This window comes from Lacisediminihabitans changchengi (assembly GCF_016634425.1).
GTDB classification, from domain to species: domain Bacteria; phylum Actinomycetota; class Actinomycetes; order Actinomycetales; family Microbacteriaceae; genus Lacisediminihabitans; species Lacisediminihabitans changchengi.
The window spans coordinates 692,101-713,800 of record NZ_JAEPES010000001.1; the positions used below are offsets into that span (position 1 = coordinate 692,101).

Annotated in this window: 22 protein-coding genes and 1 tRNA gene; 12 read left to right on the forward strand and 11 right to left on the reverse strand. The window is 65.2% G+C overall.

What is annotated here, in order from left to right; all coding sequences use genetic code 11:
* Window positions 1-22 precede the first annotated feature (22 nt).
* A complete protein-coding gene (locus IV501_RS03300; protein WP_200554966.1) occupies window positions 23-1,702 on the forward strand; it encodes a bifunctional 3'-5' exonuclease/DNA polymerase in 1,680 nt (559 codons plus the stop codon).
* Between the two features lie 134 nt (window positions 1,703-1,836).
* Here the strand turns inward: IV501_RS03300 and IV501_RS03305 are convergent, their stop codons facing one another.
* The gene (locus tag IV501_RS03305; RefSeq protein WP_200554967.1) at window positions 1,837-2,409 is read right to left on the reverse strand and encodes a PadR family transcriptional regulator; all 573 of its coding nucleotides are present in this window, start codon (window positions 2,407-2,409) and stop codon (window positions 1,837-1,839) included.
* 244 nt (window positions 2,410-2,653) lie between these two features.
* Here IV501_RS03305 and IV501_RS03310 point away from each other — a divergent pair, with 244 nt between their 5' ends.
* Window positions 2,654-3,145 (forward strand): DUF3145 domain-containing protein, encoded by a 492-nt coding sequence (locus tag IV501_RS03310; RefSeq protein WP_234698245.1) that lies wholly within the window; start codon window positions 2,654-2,656, stop codon window positions 3,143-3,145.
* 62 nt (window positions 3,146-3,207) lie between these two features.
* A complete protein-coding gene (locus IV501_RS03315; protein WP_200554969.1) occupies window positions 3,208-3,543 on the forward strand; it encodes a PLDc N-terminal domain-containing protein in 336 nt (111 codons plus the stop codon).
* Window positions 3,544-3,571: 28 nt separating this feature from the next.
* On the opposite strand, the gene IV501_RS03320 is transcribed toward IV501_RS03315, so the two are convergent.
* The 7 genes from IV501_RS03320 to aceE all read right to left on the reverse strand — a co-directional run bounded on the left by IV501_RS03320 (window position 3,572) and on the right by aceE (window position 12,372).
* Entirely contained in the window at window positions 3,572-4,768 is a 1,197-nt protein-coding gene (locus IV501_RS03320) for a glycosyltransferase (protein ID WP_200554970.1), read from the reverse strand.
* Window positions 4,769-4,789: 21 nt separating this feature from the next.
* On the reverse strand, window positions 4,790-6,025 hold the full coding sequence (locus IV501_RS03325; RefSeq protein ID WP_200554971.1) for a beta-ketoacyl-[acyl-carrier-protein] synthase family protein: 1,236 nt from the start codon (window positions 6,023-6,025) through the stop codon (window positions 4,790-4,792).
* A gap of 96 nt (window positions 6,026-6,121) precedes the next feature.
* Complete coding sequence (locus IV501_RS03330) at window positions 6,122-6,370, reverse strand: acyl carrier protein (RefSeq protein WP_200554972.1); 249 nt, start codon at window positions 6,368-6,370, stop codon at window positions 6,122-6,124.
* Between the two features lie 42 nt (window positions 6,371-6,412).
* A complete protein-coding gene (locus IV501_RS03335; protein WP_200554973.1) occupies window positions 6,413-7,417 on the reverse strand; it encodes a beta-ketoacyl-ACP synthase III in 1,005 nt (334 codons plus the stop codon).
* On the reverse strand, window positions 7,414-8,331 hold the full coding sequence (locus IV501_RS03340; RefSeq protein ID WP_200554974.1) for an ACP S-malonyltransferase: 918 nt from the start codon (window positions 8,329-8,331) through the stop codon (window positions 7,414-7,416). The genes IV501_RS03335 and IV501_RS03340 overlap by 4 nt, the downstream gene beginning before the upstream one ends.
* 101 nt (window positions 8,332-8,432) lie before the next feature.
* On the reverse strand, window positions 8,433-9,629 hold the full coding sequence (locus IV501_RS03345) for a PucR family transcriptional regulator (RefSeq protein ID WP_200554975.1): 1,197 nt from the start codon (window positions 9,627-9,629) through the stop codon (window positions 8,433-8,435).
* 16 nt (window positions 9,630-9,645) lie between these two features.
* The gene (gene aceE / locus IV501_RS03350; RefSeq protein WP_200554976.1) at window positions 9,646-12,372 is read right to left on the reverse strand and encodes a pyruvate dehydrogenase (acetyl-transferring), homodimeric type; all 2,727 of its coding nucleotides are present in this window, start codon (window positions 12,370-12,372) and stop codon (window positions 9,646-9,648) included.
* A 159-nt stretch (window positions 12,373-12,531) separates the two neighbouring features.
* On the opposite strand from aceE, the gene IV501_RS03355 reads away from it, so the two are divergent.
* From IV501_RS03355 to IV501_RS03370, 4 genes are all read left to right on the forward strand, one after another.
* Complete coding sequence (locus IV501_RS03355; RefSeq protein ID WP_200554977.1) at window positions 12,532-13,404, forward strand: aldose 1-epimerase family protein; 873 nt, start codon at window positions 12,532-12,534, stop codon at window positions 13,402-13,404.
* Between the two features lie 80 nt (window positions 13,405-13,484).
* Window positions 13,485-13,958: a peroxiredoxin gene (locus IV501_RS03360; protein ID WP_200554978.1), complete on the forward strand. Its 474-nt coding sequence runs from the start codon at window positions 13,485-13,487 to the stop codon at window positions 13,956-13,958.
* 67 nt (window positions 13,959-14,025) lie between these two features.
* Window positions 14,026-14,101 (forward strand) — tRNA-Val (locus tag IV501_RS03365).
* Between the two features lie 499 nt (window positions 14,102-14,600).
* Window positions 14,601-15,020 (forward strand): nuclear transport factor 2 family protein, encoded by a 420-nt coding sequence (locus IV501_RS03370; protein WP_307812154.1) that lies wholly within the window; start codon window positions 14,601-14,603, stop codon window positions 15,018-15,020.
* Between the two features lie 426 nt (window positions 15,021-15,446).
* On the opposite strand, the gene IV501_RS03375 is transcribed toward IV501_RS03370, so the two are convergent.
* Together IV501_RS03375 and IV501_RS03380 are read right to left on the reverse strand one after the other, a co-directional pair.
* On the reverse strand, window positions 15,447-15,671 hold the full coding sequence (locus IV501_RS03375; RefSeq protein WP_200554979.1) for a PIN domain-containing protein: 225 nt from the start codon (window positions 15,669-15,671) through the stop codon (window positions 15,447-15,449).
* A 388-nt stretch (window positions 15,672-16,059) separates the two neighbouring features.
* A complete protein-coding gene (locus IV501_RS03380; protein ID WP_307812155.1) occupies window positions 16,060-16,980 on the reverse strand; it encodes a sulfite exporter TauE/SafE family protein in 921 nt (306 codons plus the stop codon).
* A gap of 412 nt (window positions 16,981-17,392) precedes the next feature.
* Here IV501_RS03380 and IV501_RS03385 point away from each other — a divergent pair, with 412 nt between their 5' ends.
* From IV501_RS03385 to IV501_RS03405, 5 genes are read left to right on the forward strand one after another with little or no spacing between them, the layout of a single operon-like run.
* A complete protein-coding gene (locus IV501_RS03385; RefSeq protein ID WP_200554981.1) occupies window positions 17,393-18,232 on the forward strand; it encodes an alpha/beta fold hydrolase in 840 nt (279 codons plus the stop codon).
* Between the two features lie 16 nt (window positions 18,233-18,248).
* Entirely contained in the window at window positions 18,249-19,151 is a 903-nt protein-coding gene (locus tag IV501_RS03390) for an alpha/beta fold hydrolase (RefSeq protein WP_200554982.1), read from the forward strand.
* A 41-nt stretch (window positions 19,152-19,192) separates the two neighbouring features.
* A complete protein-coding gene (locus tag IV501_RS03395; protein WP_200554983.1) occupies window positions 19,193-19,570 on the forward strand; it encodes a cupin domain-containing protein in 378 nt (125 codons plus the stop codon).
* A gap of 46 nt (window positions 19,571-19,616) precedes the next feature.
* On the forward strand, window positions 19,617-20,204 hold the full coding sequence (locus IV501_RS03400; RefSeq protein ID WP_200554984.1) for a mismatch-specific DNA-glycosylase: 588 nt from the start codon (window positions 19,617-19,619) through the stop codon (window positions 20,202-20,204).
* 29 nt (window positions 20,205-20,233) lie between these two features.
* Window positions 20,234-21,337 carry a PQQ-dependent sugar dehydrogenase gene (locus tag IV501_RS03405; protein ID WP_200554985.1) on the forward strand — a complete coding sequence of 368 codons (1,104 nt, stop codon included), beginning with the start codon at window positions 20,234-20,236 and terminating at the stop codon, window positions 21,335-21,337.
* 2 nt (window positions 21,338-21,339) lie between these two features.
* Here IV501_RS03405 and IV501_RS16510 read toward each other — a convergent pair whose 3' ends face one another.
* Window positions 21,340-21,654, reverse strand: coding sequence for a GIY-YIG nuclease family protein (locus IV501_RS16510; RefSeq protein WP_307812156.1), 315 nt, complete (start codon window positions 21,652-21,654; stop codon window positions 21,340-21,342).
* Window positions 21,655-21,700: the final 46 nt, after the last annotated feature.

The window sequence follows — 21,700 nt, forward strand, 5'->3', positions numbered from 1 at the left end:
TGGCACAGGGCAGACTTGAGTCGTGTACGTCGCCCTGTTCGAGTCCTCGCACGGGGCGGTGCTGCAGCCGCTCGACGAGAGCGGTCTCGCGACCGGTGAGGCGCGTGATGTCGGTGCGAGCGGGCTGGCTGCTGCCGTGGCGGAGCTGGAGGCCGGGCACCCGCGCTGGGTGTGGGACGACACGTCACGCTGGTACCCACGACTGCTGGCGGAGGGCGTGCGGATCGAGCGGTGTGTCGACCTGCGGTTGAGTCATGCGATCTTGCGAAACTCGGCCCTGACCGCATCCTCCACCTTGGCACGGAGCGCGGCCTCGAGCTGGGATCGGGCCGCGCCGGAGACCGTGGAACTGACCGCAGATGCAGCCCTGTTCGACTTCGACGGGCCTGCGCAGCTGAATTCTGCCGAGGACACACTCGCCGAGTTCGCGCTCCAGCGGGCGGCGATCGCCGGTGCCGCCGATCCCGCCAGACTCGGGCTGCTGCTCGCTGCAGAATCTGCCGGGGCGCTGGTCGCCGCCGAGATCCTGTACGCGGGATTGCCATGGCGGGAAGACGTTCACGACGCGATCCTGGCCAGGCACCTGGGGCCGCGACCCGCCCCCGGCGTGCGACCGGCGAAGCTGCAGGCAGTGCTCGAACGGCTGCGGGAGGCTCTCGACGCCCCCACCCTCAACCCCGACTCACCGCCCGAGCTGCTGAAGGCACTCGCGCGAGCGGGACTGATAGTGCGCTCGACCCGTTCGTGGGAGTTGAAGAAGCTCACGCATCCGTCGATCGAGCCGCTGCTCGAATACAAGAAGCTCGCACGACTGCTCAGTGCGAACGGCTGGCATTGGCTCGACACGAACGTGCGGCACGGCCGATTTCACCCTGAGTATGTTCCGGGCGGCGTCGTCACCGGCCGCTGGGCGAGCAAGGGTGGCGGCGGCGCGCTGCAACTACCGAAGCAAATCCGCTCCGCGGTCGTCGCTGATCCTGGCTGGAAATTGGTCGTGGCCGACGCCTCGCAGCTGGAACCCCGCATTCTCGCTGCGTTGTCGGGTGATCGGGGAATGGCCGAGGCTGGCGCAGCCGGTGACCTGTACGCGGGCATCGTCGCGAGCGGAGCGGTGGCAACCCGTGATCAGGCGAAGGTCGCCATGCTGGGGGCAATGTATGGCGCGACGACAGGGGAGAGCGGCAGACTCATGCCGGCGCTCACCAGGGCGTATCCGCGGGCCATCGGCCTGGTGGAGACGGCCGCCCGCGCGGGGGAGAAGGGCGAGATCGTCAGCACTCGTCTGGGCAGGAGCTCGCCACCGCCCGGACCCGTGTGGCGGACGAGCCAGTCCGAGGCCTATGGCGAGGGGGCAACCGATGCGGATGTGTCCCGTGCCCGTGGCCAGGCCCGCAGCTGGGGGCGGTTCACCCGCAACTTCGTCGTGCAAGGCAGCGCGGCGGAGTGGGCGTTGTGCTGGATGGCGACGCTGCGTGGCACGCTCGACGAGCTCGGCGACGGCGCGTGGCTGACAGACTCGCCACACCTGGTCTTCTTCATGCACGATGAGGTCGTCGTGCACTGCCCCGCGGATGCCGCGGCCTCCGTCGAAGCGGCGGTGCGGGAATCCGCGGCGCAAGCCGGTCGGCTCCTGTTCGGCGCAGCCCCGGTGACCTTCCCGCTGACCGTGGCCGTCGTCGACGACTACGGTCAGGCGAAGTAGGCCCCGCTCTCAGCCGGTTGGTTGAGTAGGCGGCACTTGATTGGTTGAGTAGACCGCGACGAAGGAGCAGCCGCATCGAAACCCGCGAGGGTTTTGCGGGGTGGGTCTCGATACGCGTCCTCGTTCCTCGGGCGCTACTCGACCGGCGGTGCGGGCGCCGGGCGTCGGCCACGGCGGGGGCGCGCCTCGTTGAGTGGACGAAAGCCCTCGTAGTCCGAGAGCGCAGCAATGGCAGAGCCCAGCCACGCGATGGCGGCGACGCCCTGGGTCTCGCGGGCGATCGCCGCGAGCCGGGCATCCATGGAATCGGGCTTTGCGGCATCACGGGCTGCGGCGAGATCCGCCTCCCACCACCGACGGAAGTCCTCGGCCAGACTCTTGGCCCGGTTCGGCGCGATCGAGGTCACGACCACGACCTGGTCGAGCATCTCGGTCCACTCGGGCAGCGCGGCGAGCTCCACCGTCGACATCCAGCGATCCGCGGCGGCGTGGCCTGCCCGGGTGAGGCGGTGCAGAGGGAGAGAGTCATCCGTCGTCCCGGCCGGCTCGATGAGTTTGCGCGCGGTCAGTCGATCGAGGGTGCCGTAAATCTGACCGACGTTGACCGCGCCGCGATGCGGGGTGCGAATGGCCAATTCGGCGTGCAACTGATGCCCGTAGGCGGGTCCGAGGGTGAGGATGGCGAGCAGCGCATCGCGAACGGACACGGAACCTCCGGAGGCAGTCGACGAGCGATGAATATACGGAGTATAGGTTGACGCCGAATGCTCGGCAATTACACAGTTGTGATTTCGTTACATGACCAGCAATAATGGGCCTGGCGGCTCGCCGTCTAATTTCATATGCAGCGCGGACGCAATTTACATTCCGAGGTCGATGGGGAAGTCGCACCTCAACGGAATGGAGATCATCGTGGCTGCAACGGATGTCGCTGCAACGGATGCCGTCGCAATGGCACGCGGAGTGCTGTACGTGCACTCTGCTCCCCGCGCGCTGTGCCCCCACGTGGAGTGGGCGGCAGGGCGCGCCCTTGATCGCGCCGTGAATTTTCGGTGGTCGGCGCAGCCTGTGCTCAAGGGATCGATGCGTAGCGAGTTCTATTGGGAGGGTCCCCAGGGCACGGGTGCGGCACTGGCATCAGCGCTGCGCGGCTGGGAACACCTCCGCTACGAGGTGACCGAGGATGCGTCGCCCGGGAGCGACGGCGGTCGCTGGATGCACACGCCCGACCTCGGCGTATTCTTCGCGCAGATCGACAGCGCGGGAAACACCGTCATCCCCGAGGATCGGGTGCGCTATGCCATGGAGATCGCCGGCTCCGATGCCTTCGAGCTGCACCGTGAGCTTCGGCTCGCGCTCGGACAGTCCTGGGACGAAGAACTCGAGGCGTTCCGTTACGCCAGCGACGACAATCAGGTGGTCTGGCTGCACAAAGTCGGCTGAGCCGGCTCGGTTCTGGGGCTTCACTCTAGGCGTGACCTGTACTCACGAAATATGCTGGCCTGATGTACATCGTCGTGTCCGTGCTCATGCTCGCCCTGGTGATCGGTGCGCTCGTCGATATCATCACGCGTGACGACTGGCAGGTGAAGCACCTCCCCAAGTTGGTCTGGGTTCTGCTGGTGGTCTTCCTGCCTCTGGTGGGCAGCATCATCTGGTTCGCCGTCGGGCGCGAATACAGCCGTCCGGTTGACCGCGGCACTTTCGGTGACTCGCGACGCTGGGGAGCATCGTTGCCCGCTGCCCGGCCGGCGAAGTCGACCGAGGAACAGCTCGCCGAGCTCGAACGTGAGATCGAGTTCTACGAGGGCAAGCGCGGTCCCAACGCCGATAAGGCCTAGTGCCGATAAGGCCTAGTGCAGATACGGCTTAGGCCGCGGCAGTGGTGGTGCGATAGATCTCGACCACGCGCGCAACGTAGTTTGCCGGGGCGAACGCCTCGCGGTCGGCGCGCGCACCTGCCGAGAGTCCGGGAAGCAGGGCCGGGTCGCTCACCAGCTCGACGATCGCATCGGCGAGACCCGCGACATCCGGCGTCTCGCTGAGGAAGCCAGAATTGAGCAGCCCCTCGCGCAACTGTGGGTCGCAATACAGCACCCCGCGTTCGCGGCTTACCGCCTCGGCGATGGTCATCGGCTGGTTGTCGAAGCCGAGTGAGCTGAGAACGACGGCGGAGGACACGTCCATCAGATCGAGCACCTGGTCGTGGGGGAGCACGCCCTGGATGCGAATCTCGTCATGCCCCTCCGCGAGCGCGCGCAGTTCCGCCAGGTCGGCACCCTCGCCGACGAAGTCGACGCTGAAGGCATTGTCGGTGCGGCCCAGCGCCTCAATGGCCGCGCGCGCGAAGACCAGGGGGCGCTTGATCGGCTCGCAGCGAGCCACCCAGAGAAAGCGGGGGCGGAGCCCGGGCTCCAGCGGCACCGACGGGCGGTCGGAGGTCGCCACCGGGTTGGGGACCACCGCGATGTCACCGGACACGCCGGCCGCGGCGAGGTCTCGGGCCTGGTGAGCGGACGGGGAGATCACCCGATCGGCCCGCAGCGCCATCCCGAGCGTGAGATTGCGGATGACGTTGTCGCCCGCGCGCGAGGTGAAGACCTTATTGGGGAGCTTGGCCTTGGTGACCACGCGCAGGCCCAGCCGCAAAAACCACGCGACGGATGCCTGCGGGCCGGACTCACTGGCCCAGTAGAAGGTGTGCACGGTGTGGACGACGGGGATGCCGAGCTTCTTCGCGACATCGGCTGCGGCGCGTGCCAGGCTGAACTCGGTCTGCACGTGGACGACCTCGATGCGCTGAGCTCGGAAGTACGCCTCGAGCTTGGCCCGCACGCGGCCGTTGTTCGGTACGACGGGCAGTTCGAGCCCCGGGATGGTGAAGTTGGGCTGGAACATGGCGTCCCCGTCGACGAGCCGCATGCGCCGCCCGGCGAGGCCGCGACGGGTCGAGACCATGACCACGTCGTGCCCCGCCTCTTCAAGCGCGAGACGCTGCTGCTTCATCGACGTCTGGGCACCGCCGACGTAATCGAGAAAGTAGTCGCTGACTATCGCAATCCGCATGAGTGTCGCGGCCGCGGGCGGCTACACGCTCCGAATGGCGAGAACCGAGTTGTGACCACCGAACCCGAAGGAGTTGCTGATCGCGAGCAGCGGTCCCTCCGGCAGAGCCTGTGCCGTACCGGACACCGAGAGGGGAATCTCCGGGTCCTGCTCGGTGATGTTGATCGTCGGTGGGGCGACGCGATCCCGCAGGGCGAGGATGGTGAAGATCGCCTCGAGCGCGCCGGTTCCCCCCAACAGGTGACCGGTGGCGGCCTTCGTCGCGGAGAGCGGGATGCCGTGCACCCGGTCGCCGAACACACTCAGCAGCGCCTTGTACTCGGCGATGTCGCCGACCGGCGTGCTGGTGGCGTGGGCATTGATGTGCTGCACCTCGTCGGGCGTCGCGCCGGCCTGCGCGAGCGCGGCGTGCACCGCGCGGGCGGCACCCCAGCCCTCGGGATCCGGGGCGGTGATGTGATACGAGTCGCTGGTGACTCCGCCGCCGGCGATCTCGGCGTAGATGCGGGCACCGCGGGCGAGCGCGTGCTCTTCGGTTTCCAGCACCAGGGTCGCCGCGCCCTCGCCCATCACGAAGCCATCGCGGCTGATGTCGTATGGACGTGACGCGGTGGCGGGGTCATCGTTGCGCTTGGACAGCGCCTGCATGCCGGCGAAGGCCGCGATGGTGAAGGGGTGGATGACCGACTCGGTTCCTCCGGCGACGATCACGTCGGCGAGGCCCTGCTGAAGGTGGTCGTAGGCATTCGAGATCGACTCGGTGCTGGAGGCGCAAGCCGAGACATCGGTTCGGGCGAAAGCGCGCGCGTTGATGTCCATGCTGATCGCGGCGGCAGCCGCGTTAGGCATGAGCATCGGCACCGTCATCGGGAGAACGCGGCGCGGACCTTTCTCACGGAGGGTGTCCCATCCGTTGAGCAGGGTCCACAGTCCGCCGATGCCGGTGGCGTAGTCGACACCGAGGCGTTCCGGGGCGACCTCGGGGGAGCCGGCATCCGCCCACGCCTCGCGAGCCGAGACGAGGGCGAGCTGCGCGGACGGGTCGAGCCGCTTCGACTCCTGGCGTTCGAGCACCGTGTCGGGGCGAACCTCTGCCTCGGCGGCGAAGGTGACGGGGAGCGTGTACTGCTCAACCCAGTCGTAGGCGAGGCTGCGGCCGCCGGACTTGCCTGCGAGCAGCGCTGCCCAGGATTCGGGGGCGGTGCCACCGATCGGCGATGTTGCGCCGATCCCGGTGACGACGATCTTCTTGGTCATAACGGCATTTCTCTCTGGTGGATCTTCGACGATGGGCTCGTCATACGGGCGGCCAGCTCAGAAGAACTGGGCTGGCCGACCACGTGTGGGGCTGAATTAGCCCTGAGCGTTGACGATGAAGCTGACAGCGTCGCCGACGGTCTTGAGGTTCTTGACCTCTTCGTCCGGGATCTTTACGTCGAACTTCTCTTCTGCGTTCACGACAATGGTCATCATCGAGATGGAGTCGATGTCCAGGTCGTCGGTGAACGACTTGCCCAGCTCGACCGTGTCGGTGGCGATGCCGGTTTCGTCGTTGATGAGTTCCGCGAGACCTGCCAGAACTTCTTCTGTGGACAATGCCATTGTGTTTTCTCCTTGAGGGGTGTCGTTTGACCGTTGATTATCTTACGGGAGGACCACTACCTGGGCCCCGAAGACGAGGCCGGCACCGAATCCGATCTGCAGGGCAAGGCCGCCGCTGAGTTCGGGGTGCTCTTCGAGCAGGCGATGGGTCGCGAGGGGGATGGATGCGGCTGAGGTGTTGCCCGTGGTCGCGATGTCCCGGCCGACGATCACCGTATCCGGCAACTTGAGCTGCTTGGCGAACTCGTCGATGATGCGCATGTTCGCCTGGTGAGGAATGAACGCGGCAAGATCGCTCGCCTCGATGCCGGCAACCTCGAGCGCCTGGTGCGCGACCTTGACCATCTCCCAGACCGCCCAGCGGAACACCGTCGGACCCTCCTGCACGAGAGTCGGCCATTCGATCAGGCCATCGCGGAAGTCGGCGAGGGTGCCATTCATGCCCACGGCATCCGCCTTGGATCCATCGGAGCCCCAGACGGGAGCCGCGATGCCGGGGAAATCGCTCGGGCCGATCACCACGGCGCCCGCGCCGTCACCGAGGAGGAATGAGATGGAGCGGTCGGCCGGGTGGACGATGTCGGAGAGCTTCTCTGCACCGATCACCAGCGCATAGTGCGCGGCACCCGAGCGGATGAGTGCGTCGGCCTGGGTGACCCCGTAGCTGAATCCCGCACACGCGGCGTTCTCGTCGTAGGCCGCGGCCGGGTTAGCGCCGACGCGGTCGGCGACGATCGCAGACATCGACGGTGTCTGGCGCGGGTTGCTGATGGTGGCGCAGATGACGAGGTCGATGAGGGCCGGGTCGATACCGGACTTCTCGATGGCCTCACGCGCGGCATCCGTTGCCAAGTCGATCGCGTCGACCTCACGCGGCGCGCGCTTGCGGGTGATGATGCCCGTGCGCTGCCGGATCCACTCGTCGCTGGAATTGATCGGACCGATGAGGTCGTCGTTCGGAACCACGAGCTCTCCGCGTGCGGCGCCGTAGCTGTAGATGCGGGTGAATTCAGCCCCGCGGGACTGCTTCAAGGTGGGCTGGCTCATGAGTTCCCGTCGATGAGATCGAATGCCGCGGCGAGATCGTCGGGCGTCTTGACGGCCACGGTGGGCACGCCCTTGAGGCCGCGCTTCGCCAGACCGACTAGCGCGCCGGCCGGAGCAAGTTCGACAATCCCGGTCACACCGGCCTCTGCGAACGAGTCCATGGTCTTGTCCCACCGTACCGGCGAGGAAACCTGGCCGACGAGCAGGTCGATGAACTCGGTGCCGCTCGCGACGGTAGAGCCGTCGCGGTTGGTCCAGATGGTCATATTCGGGTCGTGCTTCTCGAGGCCGCCGGCGACCTCACGCAGACGCTCGACCGCTGGCTGCATGTAGCGGGTGTGAAAGGCGCCGGCGACCTGCAGCGGAATGACGCGCGCACCGGCGGGTGGGTCGTTCTTCAGTGCCTCGAGCGCCGGCAGTTCACCCGCGACGACGATCTGACCGCCGCCGTTGAAGTTGGCCGGGTACAGACCCAGGATGTCGAGCTTGGCAAGCAGGTCGGCCTCGACTCCGCCGACCACGGCGCTCATGCCGGTCTCGGTGATCGCGGCCGCGGCGGCCATCGCCGTCCCGCGCTCGCGCACCAGGGTCATCGCGTCGTCGTTGCTGAGGATGCCAGCGGCCGCCGCAGCGGTGACCTCGCCGACCGAGTGGCCCGCCACGCCGCCAATGCGCGCGGAGCGGGTCTCGAGCAGCGCGGAGAGCGAGAGCAGGCCGGCCGCGACGATCAGGGGCTGAGCGACGGCGGTGTCACGGATCGTGTCTGCATCACTCACGGTGCCGTGGGTGACGAGGTCGATGCCGACGCCGTCGGAGATGGCTTCGAGCTGCTCGCGGAACCGGGTTTCGGTGAGCCACGGGGTGAGGAATCCTGGAGTTTGGGAGCCCTGACCCGGGCACACGACGACGATCATCCCTCCAGTCTGCTACGGGTCAGTCGACAAGCGGCTGTGGGACACGACTAATAAAGCCGAAAAGCTTTGTCGTGCGTCTACAGAGAGGCGTCCGCAATGAGCTAGCGGCGGCGCAGCGGACCGTCCGGCTCGGCAATCGAGCCCAGGATGAGCGCGGCCTGAAGAATAAGCGACTCGCGCGCACCCGTGGCATCCCAACCGATCACCTCGGTCACGCGCTTCAGGCGGTATCGCACGGTGTTGGGGTGCACAAACAGCTCCCGCGCGGTCGCCTCGAGCGAGCGACCATTGTCGAGATAGCACCACAGCGTCGTGAGCAGTTCGGTCGAATGCGCCTGAAGCGGCTTGTAGATGCGATTGATGAGAGTGGCGCGGGCGAGGCCGTCGCCGGCCAGTGCGCGCTCCGGCAGCAGATCGTCGGCGAGCGTCGGGCGCGGAGCATTGCGCCACGACCGCGCGACGGCGAACCCGGCGAGGGCTGCCTTCGCACTCCGGGAGGCTTCGACCAGCGAGGGGACCTCGTGGCCGAGCACCAGGTGTCCGTCACCGAAGCCGGGCTCGAGTGCGGTCGCGATGTCGAGGAAGGCGATGAGGCCCGTGGCCGGCGGGTCTCCGTCTTCGGGGCTGGGATGTGCGCGCCCGATGACCAGGACCAGGCGGCTTCCCTGCACCCCGATCAGCACATCGGCATCGAGGTGCCGTGCGGTGCGGCGCAACATGTCGACGTCGAGCATCTTCGGAGCGGTACCGACGAGCACCGAGACCTCGCCGTGCCCGTGCCAGCCGAGCGCGGCGATGCGCGAGGGCAGTTCGTCGTCATATTCCCCGCTGAGAATGGAGTCGACGACAAGCGCTTCGAGCCGAGCGTCCCACAGGCCGCGGGCCTCCGCCGCACGGGCATAGACGTCGGCTGCCGCGAAGGCGATCTCGCGCGAGTAGAGCAGGATGGCTTCGCGCACCGATTCGTCACTGCCCTTGACGCGATCCTCGACCACCTCGACGGTCACCTTGATGAGCTGGAGCGTCTGGGTGAGGCTGACAGACCTGAGGAGTTCGCGTGGCGCTCCGCCGAAGACATCCGCCGCGATCCACGGTGTCGAACTCGGCTCGTCGTACCAGTGAATGAACGACGTGATGCCGGCCTGGGCCACCAGGCCGACGGCGGAGCGTCGGCCTGGTGGCATGTCTCCATACCAGGGCAGGGTGTCATCGAGGCGCTTGAGCGTCGCGGTAGCGAGTTCGCCGGAGAGCGAGCGCAACCATGCGAGCGTCTGCTCCTTCGTTCTCGCCGGCGCCATGGTGGTGGGGGTACCCCTAGCTCTCGCCGCCGACAGAGCCGGTCGTGCCCGCGTTCACGTCGTGAAGACGGTAGCGGTCGATCGCCTGCTGCGGCACACTCGGGTCGAGTTTTCCCTGGGCGACGAGCGACTCCAGGGTGCGAACGACCAGCGACGGTCCGTCGATCTTGAAGAAGCGACGGGCCGCGGCGCGAGTGTCGGAGAAGCCGAAGTCGTCGGCGCCGAGGGTGGCGAAGTCACCGGGCACGAACTGCCGGATCTGGTCGGGCACCGCGTGCATGAAGTCGGAGACGGCGAGGAACGGACCCTCGGCGTCGCGCAGCTTCTGCGTCACGTACGGCACGACCTTGTCGTCGTTCGGGTGCAGGAAATTGTGCTCCTCGGCGGCGATGCCATCGCGGCGCAGCTCTGTCCAGGAGGTGACCGACCAGACATCGGCCGAAACGCCCCAGTCGTTTGCCAGCAGTTCCTGTGCCTCGAGAGCCCACGGAACCGCGACACCGGATGCGAGCAGCTGCGCGCGGGGACCGCCGACGGAGGCGCCCTTCAGCAGGTAGATGCCCTTGAGCACTCCGTCGACATCGAGATTCTCGGGCTCGGCCGGCTGCTGGATCGGCTCGTTGTAGACCGTGAGGTAATACATGACATTCGGGTTCGGATGCGAACCGCCGTACATGCGCTCGAGGCCGTCCTTGACGATGTGGCCGAGTTCGTAGCCGTACGCCGCGTCATAGGCGACGATCGCCGGGTTGGTCGACGCCAGCAGGATCGAATGGCCATCAGCATGCTGCAGGCCCTCACCGGTGAGCGTGGTGCGACCAGCGGTTGCACCGACGATGAAGCCGCGAGCCATCTGGTCGCCCGCAGCCCACATGGCGTCGCCAGTGCGCTGGAAGCCGAACATCGAGTAGAAGACGTAGACCGGGATCAGCGGCTCACCGTGAGTGGCGTACGACGTGCCCGCCGCGGTGAACGCCGCGAATCCGCCGGCCTCGTTGATGCCGACGTGAACGATCTGCCCCTGAGGGCTCTCCTTGTACGCCAGCAGCAGCTCGCGGTCGACCGAGGTGTAGTTCTGTCCGTGCGGGTTGTAGATCTTGGCCGTCGGGAAGTAGGCGTCCATGCCGAAGGTGCGTGCCTCATCCGGAATGATCGGCACGATGCGATTTCCAAAGCCCGGCGCCTTGAGCAGGTCTTTCAACAGGCGGGCGAACGCCATCGTGGTGGCGATCTCCTGCTTGCCAGAACCCTTCTTGGCGATCGCGTACGACGCCTCCTCTGGCACCGCGACCTGGGTGTACTTCGACCGGCGCTCCGGCAGGTAGCCGCCGAGCGCGCGGCGACGCTCCTGCAGGTACTGGATCGCCTCGTCGTTCTCACCCGGGTGGTAGTAGGGCGGCATGTATGGGTTCTCTTCGAGCTGCGCGTCAGTGATCGGAATGCGCATGGCATCGCGGAAAGACTTGAGCCCGTCGAGGGTGAGCTTCTTCATCTGGTGGGTCGCGTTGCGGCCCTCGAAGGCCGGCCCGAGTCCGTAGCCCTTGATGGTGTGGGCGATGATGACGGTCGGCTGGCCCTTGTGCTCGGAGGCCGCCTTGAAGGCCGCGTAGACCTTCTTGTAGTCGTGCCCACCCCGCTTGAGGTTCCAGATCTGGTCGTCGGTGTAGTCCTTGACCAGCTCGAGGGTGCGCGGATCGCGGCCGAAGAAGTTCTCGCGAACGTAGGCGCCGTTCTCGGCCTTGTAGGTCTGGTAGTCGCCATCCGGAGTGCGGTTCATCAGGTCGCGGAGCGCGCCGTCGGTGTCGCGCGCGAGCAGGTCGTCCCACTCGCGGCCCCAGATCACCTTGATGACGTTCCAGCCGGCCCCGCGGAAGAAGCTTTCGAGCTCCTGGATGATCTTGCCGTTACCGCGAACTGGGCCGTCGAGGCGCTGCAGATTCGCGTTGATGACGAAGTTGAGGTTGTCGAGGCCGTCATTCGCGGCCAGCTGAAGAGCACCGCGGCTCTCAACCTCATCCATTTCGCCGTCGCCGAGGAAGGCCCAGACCTGGGAGTCGGAGACATCCTTCAGGCCGCGGTTGGTGAGGTACTTGTTCGACTGCGCCTGGTAGATCGCGTTGATCGGGCCGAGACCCATCGAGACCGTCGGGAACTGCCAGAAATCCGGCATAAGACGCGGGTGCGGGTAGGAGGAGAGACCTCCACCGGCGTGCGACTTCTCCTGACGGAACCCGTCGAGCTGGTCAGGCGTGAGCCGGCCCTCGAGGAAGGCGCGGGCGTACATGCCGGGAGAGGCATGCCCCTGATAGAAGATCTGGTCGCCGCCGCTGGCGTCATTCTGGCCGCGGAAGAAGTGGTTGTGTCCCACCTCGTACAGAGCAGCAGAGGAGGCATAGGTGGAGATGTGGCCACCGACGCCGATGCCGGGGCGCTGGGCGCGGTGCACCGTGATGGCGGCGTTCCACCGGATCCAGGCGCGATAGCGCCGCTCGAGTTCCTCGTTGCCCGGGAAAGTCGGCTCGTTCTCGGGAGCAATCGTGTTGAGGTAGTCGGTGGTGGGAACCATCGGCACGCCGAGGTGCAGTTCCTTCGACCGCTTCAGCAGGCTCAGCATGATCTCGCGACCACGCTCGTGCCCCTGTGCCGCGACCAGCGCGTCGAGGGACTCCTGCCACTCAGCAGTTTCGTCAGGGTCTCGATCGGTGTGGGTCACCGAGTAAGGGTCCTGGTCGTTTACCGTCAACGTCGACCTCGCTCTTGTTCGCGGACAATCTTTACCGTGCTGGCTCGAGCCGATCGGGTTGCGATCGGCCGGGTCCGGAGCACGGCCTCAATGAGTCTAGTTCCGTGCGAGGACATGGTTGCTCCATGCGGCCGCCCTCCCTGGAGTAGCGTCTCCCGTATGGCACTCCACACTCTGGACAACGGGATACTGCGCGTCTCGATCGAGTCTCGCGGCGCCGAATTGCAGTCCCTGGTGGATTCTGTCGGCACCGAGCTGCTCTGGCAGGGAGGCGCTGCCTGGGGCCGCCGGGCTCCCGTGCTCTTCCCGATCGTCGGCCAGATGCCGGGCGGGGTGCTCGAGCACGACGGCATCGACTATCCGATCTCGCAGCACGGTTTCGCCCGCGACCTCGATTTCACAGCCTCCGAGGCGACGGATGACCGCGTGCTCTTCACCCTCGAAGACTCGGCCGAGACCCGCACGCACTTCCCGTTCTCGTTCCGCCTCGAGATCCGCTACTCGCTGGAGGGCACGACGCTCAGCGTGGAGACGACGGTGACCAACCTCGGCGACGAGACGTTCTCCGCGTCGGTGGGGGAGCATCCTGGATTCGCCTGGCCGTTGCTGCCGGGAATCGAGCGAGAGGCGCACACACTTCAATTTGCTCGTGACGAAAGCGCTCCCATCCGTCGCATCTTCGGTGGACTGCTGCTGCCCGAGCCGATTGCGACACCGGTGGTGGGTGACACTCTTCACCTCGATGACGGTCTTTTCGTCGACGACGCGGTGATCTTCGACCAGCTCGAGAGCCGCACCGTGCGCTACACGGCACCGGGCGCGCCGGTGATCACCGTCGATTTTCCCGACTTCCCGCTGCTCGGTGTCTGGTCGAAGGCTCCCGGCGAGTTCGTCTGCATCGAACCGTGGTTCGGGATGACGGCACCGCAAGGATTCGAGGGCGAATATTCGGCGAAACCGGGGCAGTTCACCCTTGTGCCCGGCGCATCCCGACGATTTGCCTACGCGGTTTCCGTGGATTCGGTGGAATAAGCAGAAACCGTGCAGAGCAGGCGTAACATTGCCGACTGTGTTTACCGGGTGTTTACTCTCCCGGAGATAAGGATCTGAACATGGCACTGGAGAACGACATCCAGGCACCCGACTTCGATTTGCCCAACCAGTTCGGCGAGCACATTCGCCTGAGCGAGTTTCGCGGCAAGAAGCCGGTAGTGCTCGTCTTTTTCCCCCTCGCATTCTCGAGCACCTGCACCAGTGAGCTTTGCGAACTGCGCGACAACCTGTCGCTGTTCAAAGACAAGAGCATCGAGCTGATCGGCATCTCTGTCGATTCAAAGGCCACCCTGCGTGCTTTCGCCGAGGCCGAAGGATATGACTTCAACGTGTTGGCAGACTTCTGGCCACACGGCTCCGTCGCCAAGGAGTACGGCGTGTTCGTGCCGGAGAAGGGTTTCGCCAACCGGGCGACTTTCATCATCGATACCACCGGCATCATTCGCGCGAGCTTCATCACTGCGCCCGGCGAAGCCCGTTCGATCGCCGCTTACCGCGCAGCCCTCGCCGAGCTGACCCCGGTCGCCGCGTAGATTTCCCCTGGTGCCGACAATCGGTACTATGGACCAGTCGTGATGCGCCCCGCGAGGGCGTGATCGCGGGCCTTTAGCTCAGTTGGTAGAGCGCCACGTTTACACCGTGGATGTCATCGGTTCGAGCCCGGTAGGGCCCACCACGTAGTCAGTGAGTCGACGGAGTGCCGGTCTCGTGAGCCGAATCCGTAATCGGACGGTTCGCGGGTCGTTGCGCGGAGAAAGTCGCCCATTCGGCGCGTGGCCGCTGCTGCCTCCGGGGTGCCGACCATTGCCGGGTACACGTGCGAAGCCCTTCGCCGACATTCAGTTGCACGTCGACGCTGGCTTCTTCCGCCGAGGCGGCTAGGCGTACTCGGCCCGCGAGGGAGGCGTTCGTCGTGGGGAGAACCACGTATACGGAGAATGGTCGTGCGTGTCGTCCAATCGATCTTCGCGGACAACTGGGCGAGGAAGAACTTCAGCTGGTTCCCCTCGAATAGACCGTCCTGCGGAGGGCCCTAATCCCAGCCGAATAGCGAGAGGTGCTGTCCCGCTAGGTCGAGATCGGCGTAGCTATGCAGACGCCCGATCAGATCCGGGGTAAGTGCGGGATGATGAACTCGCAAAAAGTGTGGGTGAAGTGCGACGTGTGGTTCACGCGTGTCGCTGACATTGTTCAGTTGTTTGACTGGAAAGGAAGCACGGACCATGGCCTCGATTCCCGAACTTCTCGAATCCAACCTGCATCGCGTTTTCGGGGCAAAAAACGACGACGATAGGCACACCGCGGTGCTTGAGACCTATGCGGACCAGGTCACATTCACGGATCCCGAGGGCACCTCCGTCGGCATACGTAGCGTGGAAGCACGAGCGAGGGCACTCTCAGAGGCGGCTCCGGCAGACTTTCGATTCATCAAAGATGGTCCGGTGTACGTCGGCGACCACAATGGCGCCCAGGCCTGGGCCCTCGGTCCAGAAGGCGGAGAGCCTGTGGCGCGAGGAATCGATTTCGTGACGGTCGAAAGCGGGAAGATCACCTCGGTGATCACGCTGCTGACCGAGATGTCGAAAGACGTCTGATTCGGCCCAGGCGCTGGGGCAGAGCTCGGCTGGCGTGGGGCGGGGAGCTGCTTCGCCTTCGGGACGGGCAGGTGACGCCCCGATCGGCTGATCTCACTCGGCCGCGACGATCGCCCGGGAAGTACCTGACGCGGCCTGGAGAGACCAGTACTGGCCGAGCAGATGGCTGCGTAAAACGGCCGGGAAAAATCGACTTTGTTCTCAGGAAAACTTCAGAGTTCGTACAGCTTCAGTTGAAATTGGAACCAACGAGAGCGCGTCGTATCCGTCAGTTCCACGTTTCGAGAGGAGTAGCAGATTCAAGTGAATCGACCGGAAACGAAGGCGCCGGCTCTATCGACTCGCCGGGGCCTTCGTCATTTCGAGATCCGGCGCCCGCGCGGGCACGATCAGAGGTACGTGAGCGAGCTCAATATCGGAGGCCGCTCAGAAATAGATGATCTTGATCAGGGTTTCCAGGCCGAAAAAGTCTTTACCGTCACGAGTGATCAGAGCAGCGCCATCGGCAGCGGCCGTGGCAGCGATCATCACGTCAGGCACACGACCGCGAGGGCTCCGGCCAGCCCCCGGAACGAACTCAGTGATGTAGCCGTACTGCCGTGCAGCAGCGTCATCGAATGGAAGCCCCTCACTGAACGTCTGGTTGATCACGTCCAGGCGCTGCAGTCGCTGGATTCTCACCGAGACCTGATCAGCGACCGCTGCACTTCCGATATGCACCTCCGCCGTGAACTAGCCGTCGTCTTCTCCGGCAGACTCGAGAACACCCAGCCGAAAGCGGTTGCCCTCGTACACGACGACGGGAAGCGTAATGAACTGCCGCTGTTGCCAATTGAGATCCAATCGCTCAAGCCGATGAACAATGAGAAAGGGCGGGTGGCCATGGCCACCCGCCCCTTCTTGGTTACTGGCAGAGCGAGCTTGAACCCGCCTGCGTTCCGAATCGGTCGTCTCAGAACCATGAAAGTCGAGACGCTTCGATCTGAGCTCAATACCGTCTCAATAAATACCGTCTCAATAAATAGTCGAAAGCAGTGGTCTATCGGCGCGCGACTCTCTGGGTGGTCACGGCCTTGTACGTCAGCTGCGCGGCGACGGCGATGAGGAGGCAGCCGAACAGCACGCTCGACACACGAGGGGGCAGGATCAGTGCCAGCCAGGCGCCCGGGATCGACGCCACCGTTGCCGATAGACCGAGCACGAGCCCTGCCCGCACGTTTACCGTGCCCGCCCGCCAATTCGACGCGGTGCCCACGATGCTGGTTGGGATCATCACCAGGAGGGAGGTTCCTTTGGCCACGAGGTCGCCGATGGCAAATACCCCGATGAGTGCGGGAACCGCGATGATTCCCCCGCCGATTCCGAAGAGGGCGGACAGGACTCCCATGAGAAGCCCGAGCACAATGTATGCCGCGGCGATGGAGACGCTAAGGGCGACTTCCTGTCCGCGTTCCGGGGTCACCAGGAACAGGCGGGCGGCAACGAGCAGTATGAAGATGATGAACAGCCACCGCAGCCAGGTGAGCGGGATGCGCTTCAGGAATCTACTGCCGAGCAGTGCTCCGGCGACCGCCCCGATCGAGACGAATCCGGCGGCAACGAGATCCACCTCCCCAGCGATCACATAGGTGATGGAACCGACGATCGAGGTGGGCACGATCGCAGCGAGGGAGGTCGCCGCAGCGGCTCGCTGATTGAGTTTGGCGAACGCGGTGAGCAGCGGCACCATGATGATTCCGCCTCCGATGGCGAACAGTCCGGAGAGGAGCCCGCCCGCGAGGCCGATTAATACCATCGCCCTCCACCGGGGGGAGTCCGGCGGCCCGGCGTTTTCAGACTGCTCTGTGTTCTTCGACGGCTCTGCGTTTTCAGACGGTCCGGTGTTTTTCGATGGCTCTGGGCTAGAGGTCACGATCAGGGCCTTCCGCTTCGCTCGGCGTGTGGAGTGGATTGCTGGCACGATTCACCATCACCGGATCATGGTAACGCCGGCGCCGCAGCCGAAAATCGTCACTCCCGTCGTTAAACCACCTCGTCCATTTTCGACCTTCGTCGCCTGTCGACACTGGGGTGATACCCGGATTCGATGATGCGCACAATATGGTGCGCTGTCCACAACTTTCAATTTCACGAGGAGCTCGCCATGCCGGTGGTCACCATCCCCGACGGAGTTGGAACTTTCTCCCCGGGCCGGTGCATCGACCAGCTCATTGTGCTTCGTCACGCACTCCCACGAAGCCCTAGCCGGGTCGAGCGAAGAGTGGCATCGTAGTGATCCCAAACATCCTGCCGCCGACCTCTCCACACGGCCGCTGCTCAAGACTTTCTGACCTTCCTCACGAGCGAGACACGAAAATTACCAAGGAGTAGCAATGGCCACCATCACCGTCGGAGAAGAAAACTCTGCACCCATCGAGCTGTACTACGAGGATCAAGGCGTGGGGCGCCCGGTCGTGCTTCTGGCTGGCTGGCCGTTCGACGCTCGCTCGTGGGAGCCACAGTTGCACCCCCTCCTCGACGCGGGGTACCGCGTCGTCAGTATCGATCGTCGCGGGTTCGGTCGCTCGAGCGCTCCGATTTCGGGCTACGACTTCGACACCCTCAGCGCAGACGTCGATGTGGTGCTGACGAAACTCGACCTGCGGGACGTCACGCTCGTGGGGTTCTCGCTCGGCACCGGTGAAGTTGCGCGGTACATCGGCCGATTCGGCACCGATCGGCTTCGCAGCGCCGTGCTGATCGAAAGCCTCACGCCGACATTCGCCCACAGCGATGACAACCCGAAAGGTGTCGATGAGGCGGGGGTCAAGGGAGTGCAGGACGCGATCCTCGCCGATCGGTTCGCGTGGCTCACCGGCATGATGGGCAACTTCTTGAACCTCGACGACTATCAAGGCACGCGAGTCAGCGAAGACACCGTGCGGGCGATGTGGTCGGCGGGCGCCGACGCGTCGCCGTACGCAACGTGGGCCTGCCCCCAAACCTGGCTCGAGGACTTCCACGCCGACCTGGAACGCTTCGACGTGCCGACCCTGATCATGCATGGCACTGCAGACCGGATTCTCTCCATCGACGGGCAGGGAGCTCGCGCTCACGAATCCCTTCCCTCCGCCCGCTACGTGGAAATCGAGGGTGGTCCCCACATCAATCCCGTCACCCACACCGCGGAGGTCAATCAGGAGCTCTTGAGTTTTCTCGACAGCGCGTCGTAGCGGTCGGGACGAGAGGATGTTCGAGGATTTCGATTCCCGTCTGGTCGACGTCGACCGAGGAACAATATTCGCGCGGGTCGGAGGGGAGGGACCTCCGCTGCTGCTGCTTCACGGGTACCCCCAGACCCACGTCATATGGCATGACGTCGTTCCGCAGCTCACGAGCCACCACACCGTCGTCGTTGTCGACCTCCCCGGGTACGGTCGCTCATTCCGACCGGAGACCACCGACGACCACAGCCCCTATTCGAAGCGCGCTATGGCGAACGACCTGGTACAGCTCATGGCCGTTCTGGGCTTCGAACAATTCGCCGTCGCCGGGCACGATCGGGGCGGACGCATCGCCTATCGGATGGCGCTCGATCACGGCGCGACAATTACCGCGGTGGGCGTATTCGACGTCGTTCCCACGGGAGAAGTGTGGGCTCGCGCTAACGCGCAGTTAGCGCTCACCTACTGGCACTGGGCATTTCTGGCTCAACCGGAGCCGTTGCCGGAAGAACTCATCAACTCAAACCCGGGAGCGTTCTTCGATCATCATATTCTGGCACTCGGGTTGGGCCGCACGGCAAAGAGGTACCCAGTAGAGCTGATGACCCTCTATCGAGAGATTCTCGATGACCCCACCGTAGTTCACGGAATCTGCGAAGACTATCGCGCCGGAGCCGGCATCGACCGGGTCCACGACGACGAGGACGTCAGCTCCGGAAACCTCATCACCTGCCCGCTGCTGGCGTTGTGGAGCGCACCGGGTGCCCTTCCCAAGTTTTATGGCGATGTCCTGGCAATCTGGCGACGCTGGGCGACCGACGTGCGTGGAACTGGCCTGGCCGCGACTCATTTCCTGGTAGAAGACCAGCCTGATCAGGTGGCGAACGAGCTTCTCCTGCTGCTCGATCCTGCTGCTCAATCCCGCTGATCCCCATTCCCGCTGATCCCCAACCTCGAAAGGACCGCACCGTGAACTCCCCAGACGTCGAACCCACCGCCACCGCGGATGACCAGGATCAACTCTCACGAAAACTCAAGCGCACGGAAGTGCAGCACGAGTCGTCATCCATTCCGGGCCGTGACATCGTGCAGGTGCTCACCGAAATTCCGGTAAACGTCTCGTCGGGCTGGCACCACCACCCCGGTGAGGAAGTGGGGTACATCGTGGCGGGGACGGTTCAAATGGAACGCCGCGACGGCGAGACGCGAATTCTCAACGCGGGCGACGGATTTCTCATTCCGCCCGGTGTTCCGCACAACGCCACGGACCTTGGACCTGACACCGGCCGAATGCTGTCGACCTACATTGTGGAGACCGGCAAACCCGTCTCCACACTCGACTCCTGACCTCCGAACATCCCGGCGAGCTACGCCTCGATAACGCGCCTAGACCATGGGATTCAGCCAGGCCGACCTGCAGGCGTACCGGGGCGGCACGTTACCCGACCTGATCTCACATCACCTGCGCCTGCTGATCGTGGGTATCAATCCGGGGCTCCTGACCATCGCGGTGCAGGCCCACTTCGCCCGTCGGGGCAATCGGTTCTATCCCGCCCTATACGGTGCCGGGATCACCGATCACGTCATCGACGCATCCGCCGGTCTGAAACCGGACGATGCGAGACACCTCGACGAGCGGGGGATCGGGATCACCTCGATCGTGCCGGCCGCGACGGCACGCGCGTCGGAATTGACCGCGGCGCAGCTTCGTGACGGCGGTATCGCACTGCGGGCTCGCGTTGCCGAGTTGCGGCCAGCAGTAGTGGCGTTTCTCGGAATCACCGCCTATCGCATCGCCTTCGATGAGCCTCACGCCCAGGTGGGCAGGCAGGAGCAGCGATGGGGTTCATCGCAGCTCTGGGTCGTCCCGAACCCCAGCGGGCTGAATGCGCACTCGTCGCTGTCTGATCTCGCTTCCGCGTATCGGGCCGTCGCGGTGGCTGCCGGCATCGAGACGTATCCCACCCACGATGAGGCTTGAATGGAGAGCACCGACCGGTTGGAGGATCGATGTTCCGCACCCACCACGCAGTGGCGATCGCCGCGACCGTCGCGCTCGCACTTTCCGGCTGCACTGGGAGCGCGGTCGATCCGCCGGCGTCGGTGACTCCAGCCCCCAGCTCGTCGGCGCTCGGAGTCGACGAGGTCGAACCGACCGGAGCCAGAAAGGTTGTTGCCAGCGGGCTCGACGCCCCGTGGTCGGTGATTCTCGACGGTGACGGCGCGCTGGTGAGCGAACGTGACTCCGCCGACATCCTGCAGCTTCGAGCCAGTGGTGCCCTGCGCGTCGTGGGCACTGTGCCCGGAGTGGCCCACGGCGGTGAGGGCGGACTCCTCGGGCTCGCGCTCGACGACCAGCATCGCCTCTACGTCTACTCCACGGGCGACGACGGCAACCGCATTCAGCGCTTCGCCCTCGCTGGGCCGGCCGGCACCCCGCGGCTCGGCCGGGCGACAACCATCCTCGATGGCCTGCCTGCGCAGCGCGTGCACAACGGCGGCCGCATTGCTTTTGGACCCGACGGGATGTTGTACGCCTCCGTCGGCGACGCTACCAACCGCGGCTCGGCACAGGATCTCGACGAGCTCTCGGGCAAGATCCTGCGGATGACCCCCGACGGCGACGTGCCCGACGACAACCCGTTCGACGGCTCGCTCGTCTACAGCTACGGACACCGCAACGTGCAGGGCCTTGGCTGGGCCGAGGACGGCACCATGTTCGCCTCCGAGTTCGGTCAGGACACCTGGGACGAACTGAACATCATCGAACCCGGCGCCAACTACGGGTGGCCGATCGTGGAGGGCAAGGGCGGTGGCAAGGGGCTCACCGACCCCGTGCAGCAGTGGCCGACGGATGATGCGAGCCCGAGCGGTCTCGCCGTGCTGGGGGGCACGGTCTTCATCGCCAATCTTCAGGGCGAGCGGATCCGCGGGGTGCCGGTGGCCGACCCGACCACGGCGCGGGAGTACTTTATCGGCGACTACGGCCGCATCCGTTCGGTGCTGGAGGGGCCAGATGGCTCGCTCTGGTTCGTGACCAACAACACCGACGGGCGTGGCTCCCCACGGGAGGGCGACGACCGCATCGTCTCCGCACAGCTGGTCGGTGGCTGATCTCAGGCGCGCAGGGCGATCGCCTCGCTCACCCAGAGCGAGTAGAGCGACCACGGATCCGTGACTCCGCGGCTCACGGCCGCGACCAGGTCGGCGAGTCCCTGGTTCGCCTCGAACCACTCCGTGTGGGGGATGCGATGCGCAGCGAACTGGCGGTGCCGAGCCTGCTCGAGCGCGCGGTCTCCGCGCTCGAACGCGAGCACCTCATCGTGCGGAAGCGCGGCGATGCGTCGGCGCGGGTTTGCGGAGGTGCCGATCTTGATGCGGTCGCCGTATCGGAGGTAGTAGACGACGTCCACGCGAGGTGCTGCCGTCATGTCAGGCCGATCGCCCACCCGCCATTCGCAGAGTGCACATAGCCAT

What these genes read in the sequence shown, in the direction of transcription:
- IV501_RS03315 (WP_200554969.1), top strand. Translation starts at nt 3,208, where the DNA reads ATGTACATCGTCGTGTCCGTGCTCATGCTCGCCCTGGTGATCGGTGCG.
- IV501_RS03355 (WP_200554977.1), top strand. Translation starts at nt 12,532, where the DNA reads ATGGCACTCCACACTCTGGACAACGGGATACTGCGCGTCTCGATCGAG.
- IV501_RS03345 (WP_200554975.1), bottom strand. Translation starts at nt 9,629, where the DNA reads ATGGCGCCGGCGAGAACGAAGGAGCAGACGCTCGCATGGTTGCGCTCG.
- IV501_RS03400 (WP_200554984.1), top strand. Translation starts at nt 19,617, where the DNA reads ATGGGATTCAGCCAGGCCGACCTGCAGGCGTACCGGGGCGGCACGTTA.
- IV501_RS03390 (WP_200554982.1), top strand. Translation starts at nt 18,249, where the DNA reads ATGTTCGAGGATTTCGATTCCCGTCTGGTCGACGTCGACCGAGGAACA.
- IV501_RS03335 (WP_200554973.1), bottom strand. Translation starts at nt 7,417, where the DNA reads ATGAGCCAGCCCACCTTGAAGCAGTCCCGCGGGGCTGAATTCACCCGC.
- IV501_RS03405 (WP_200554985.1), top strand. Translation starts at nt 20,234, where the DNA reads ATGTTCCGCACCCACCACGCAGTGGCGATCGCCGCGACCGTCGCGCTC.
- IV501_RS03330 (WP_200554972.1), bottom strand. Translation starts at nt 6,370, where the DNA reads ATGGCATTGTCCACAGAAGAAGTTCTGGCAGGTCTCGCGGAACTCATC.
- IV501_RS03310 (WP_234698245.1), top strand. Translation starts at nt 2,654, where the DNA reads ATGGCACGCGGAGTGCTGTACGTGCACTCTGCTCCCCGCGCGCTGTGC.
- IV501_RS03320 (WP_200554970.1), bottom strand. Translation starts at nt 4,768, where the DNA reads ATGCGGATTGCGATAGTCAGCGACTACTTTCTCGATTACGTCGGCGGT.
- IV501_RS03360 (WP_200554978.1), top strand. Translation starts at nt 13,485, where the DNA reads ATGGCACTGGAGAACGACATCCAGGCACCCGACTTCGATTTGCCCAAC.
- IV501_RS03325 (WP_200554971.1), bottom strand. Translation starts at nt 6,025, where the DNA reads ATGACCAAGAAGATCGTCGTCACCGGGATCGGCGCAACATCGCCGATC.
- IV501_RS03340 (WP_200554974.1), bottom strand. Translation starts at nt 8,331, where the DNA reads ATGATCGTCGTCGTGTGCCCGGGTCAGGGCTCCCAAACTCCAGGATTC.
- IV501_RS03385 (WP_200554981.1), top strand. Translation starts at nt 17,393, where the DNA reads ATGGCCACCATCACCGTCGGAGAAGAAAACTCTGCACCCATCGAGCTG.
- IV501_RS16510 (WP_307812156.1), bottom strand. Translation starts at nt 21,654, where the DNA reads ATGACGGCAGCACCTCGCGTGGACGTCGTCTACTACCTCCGATACGGC.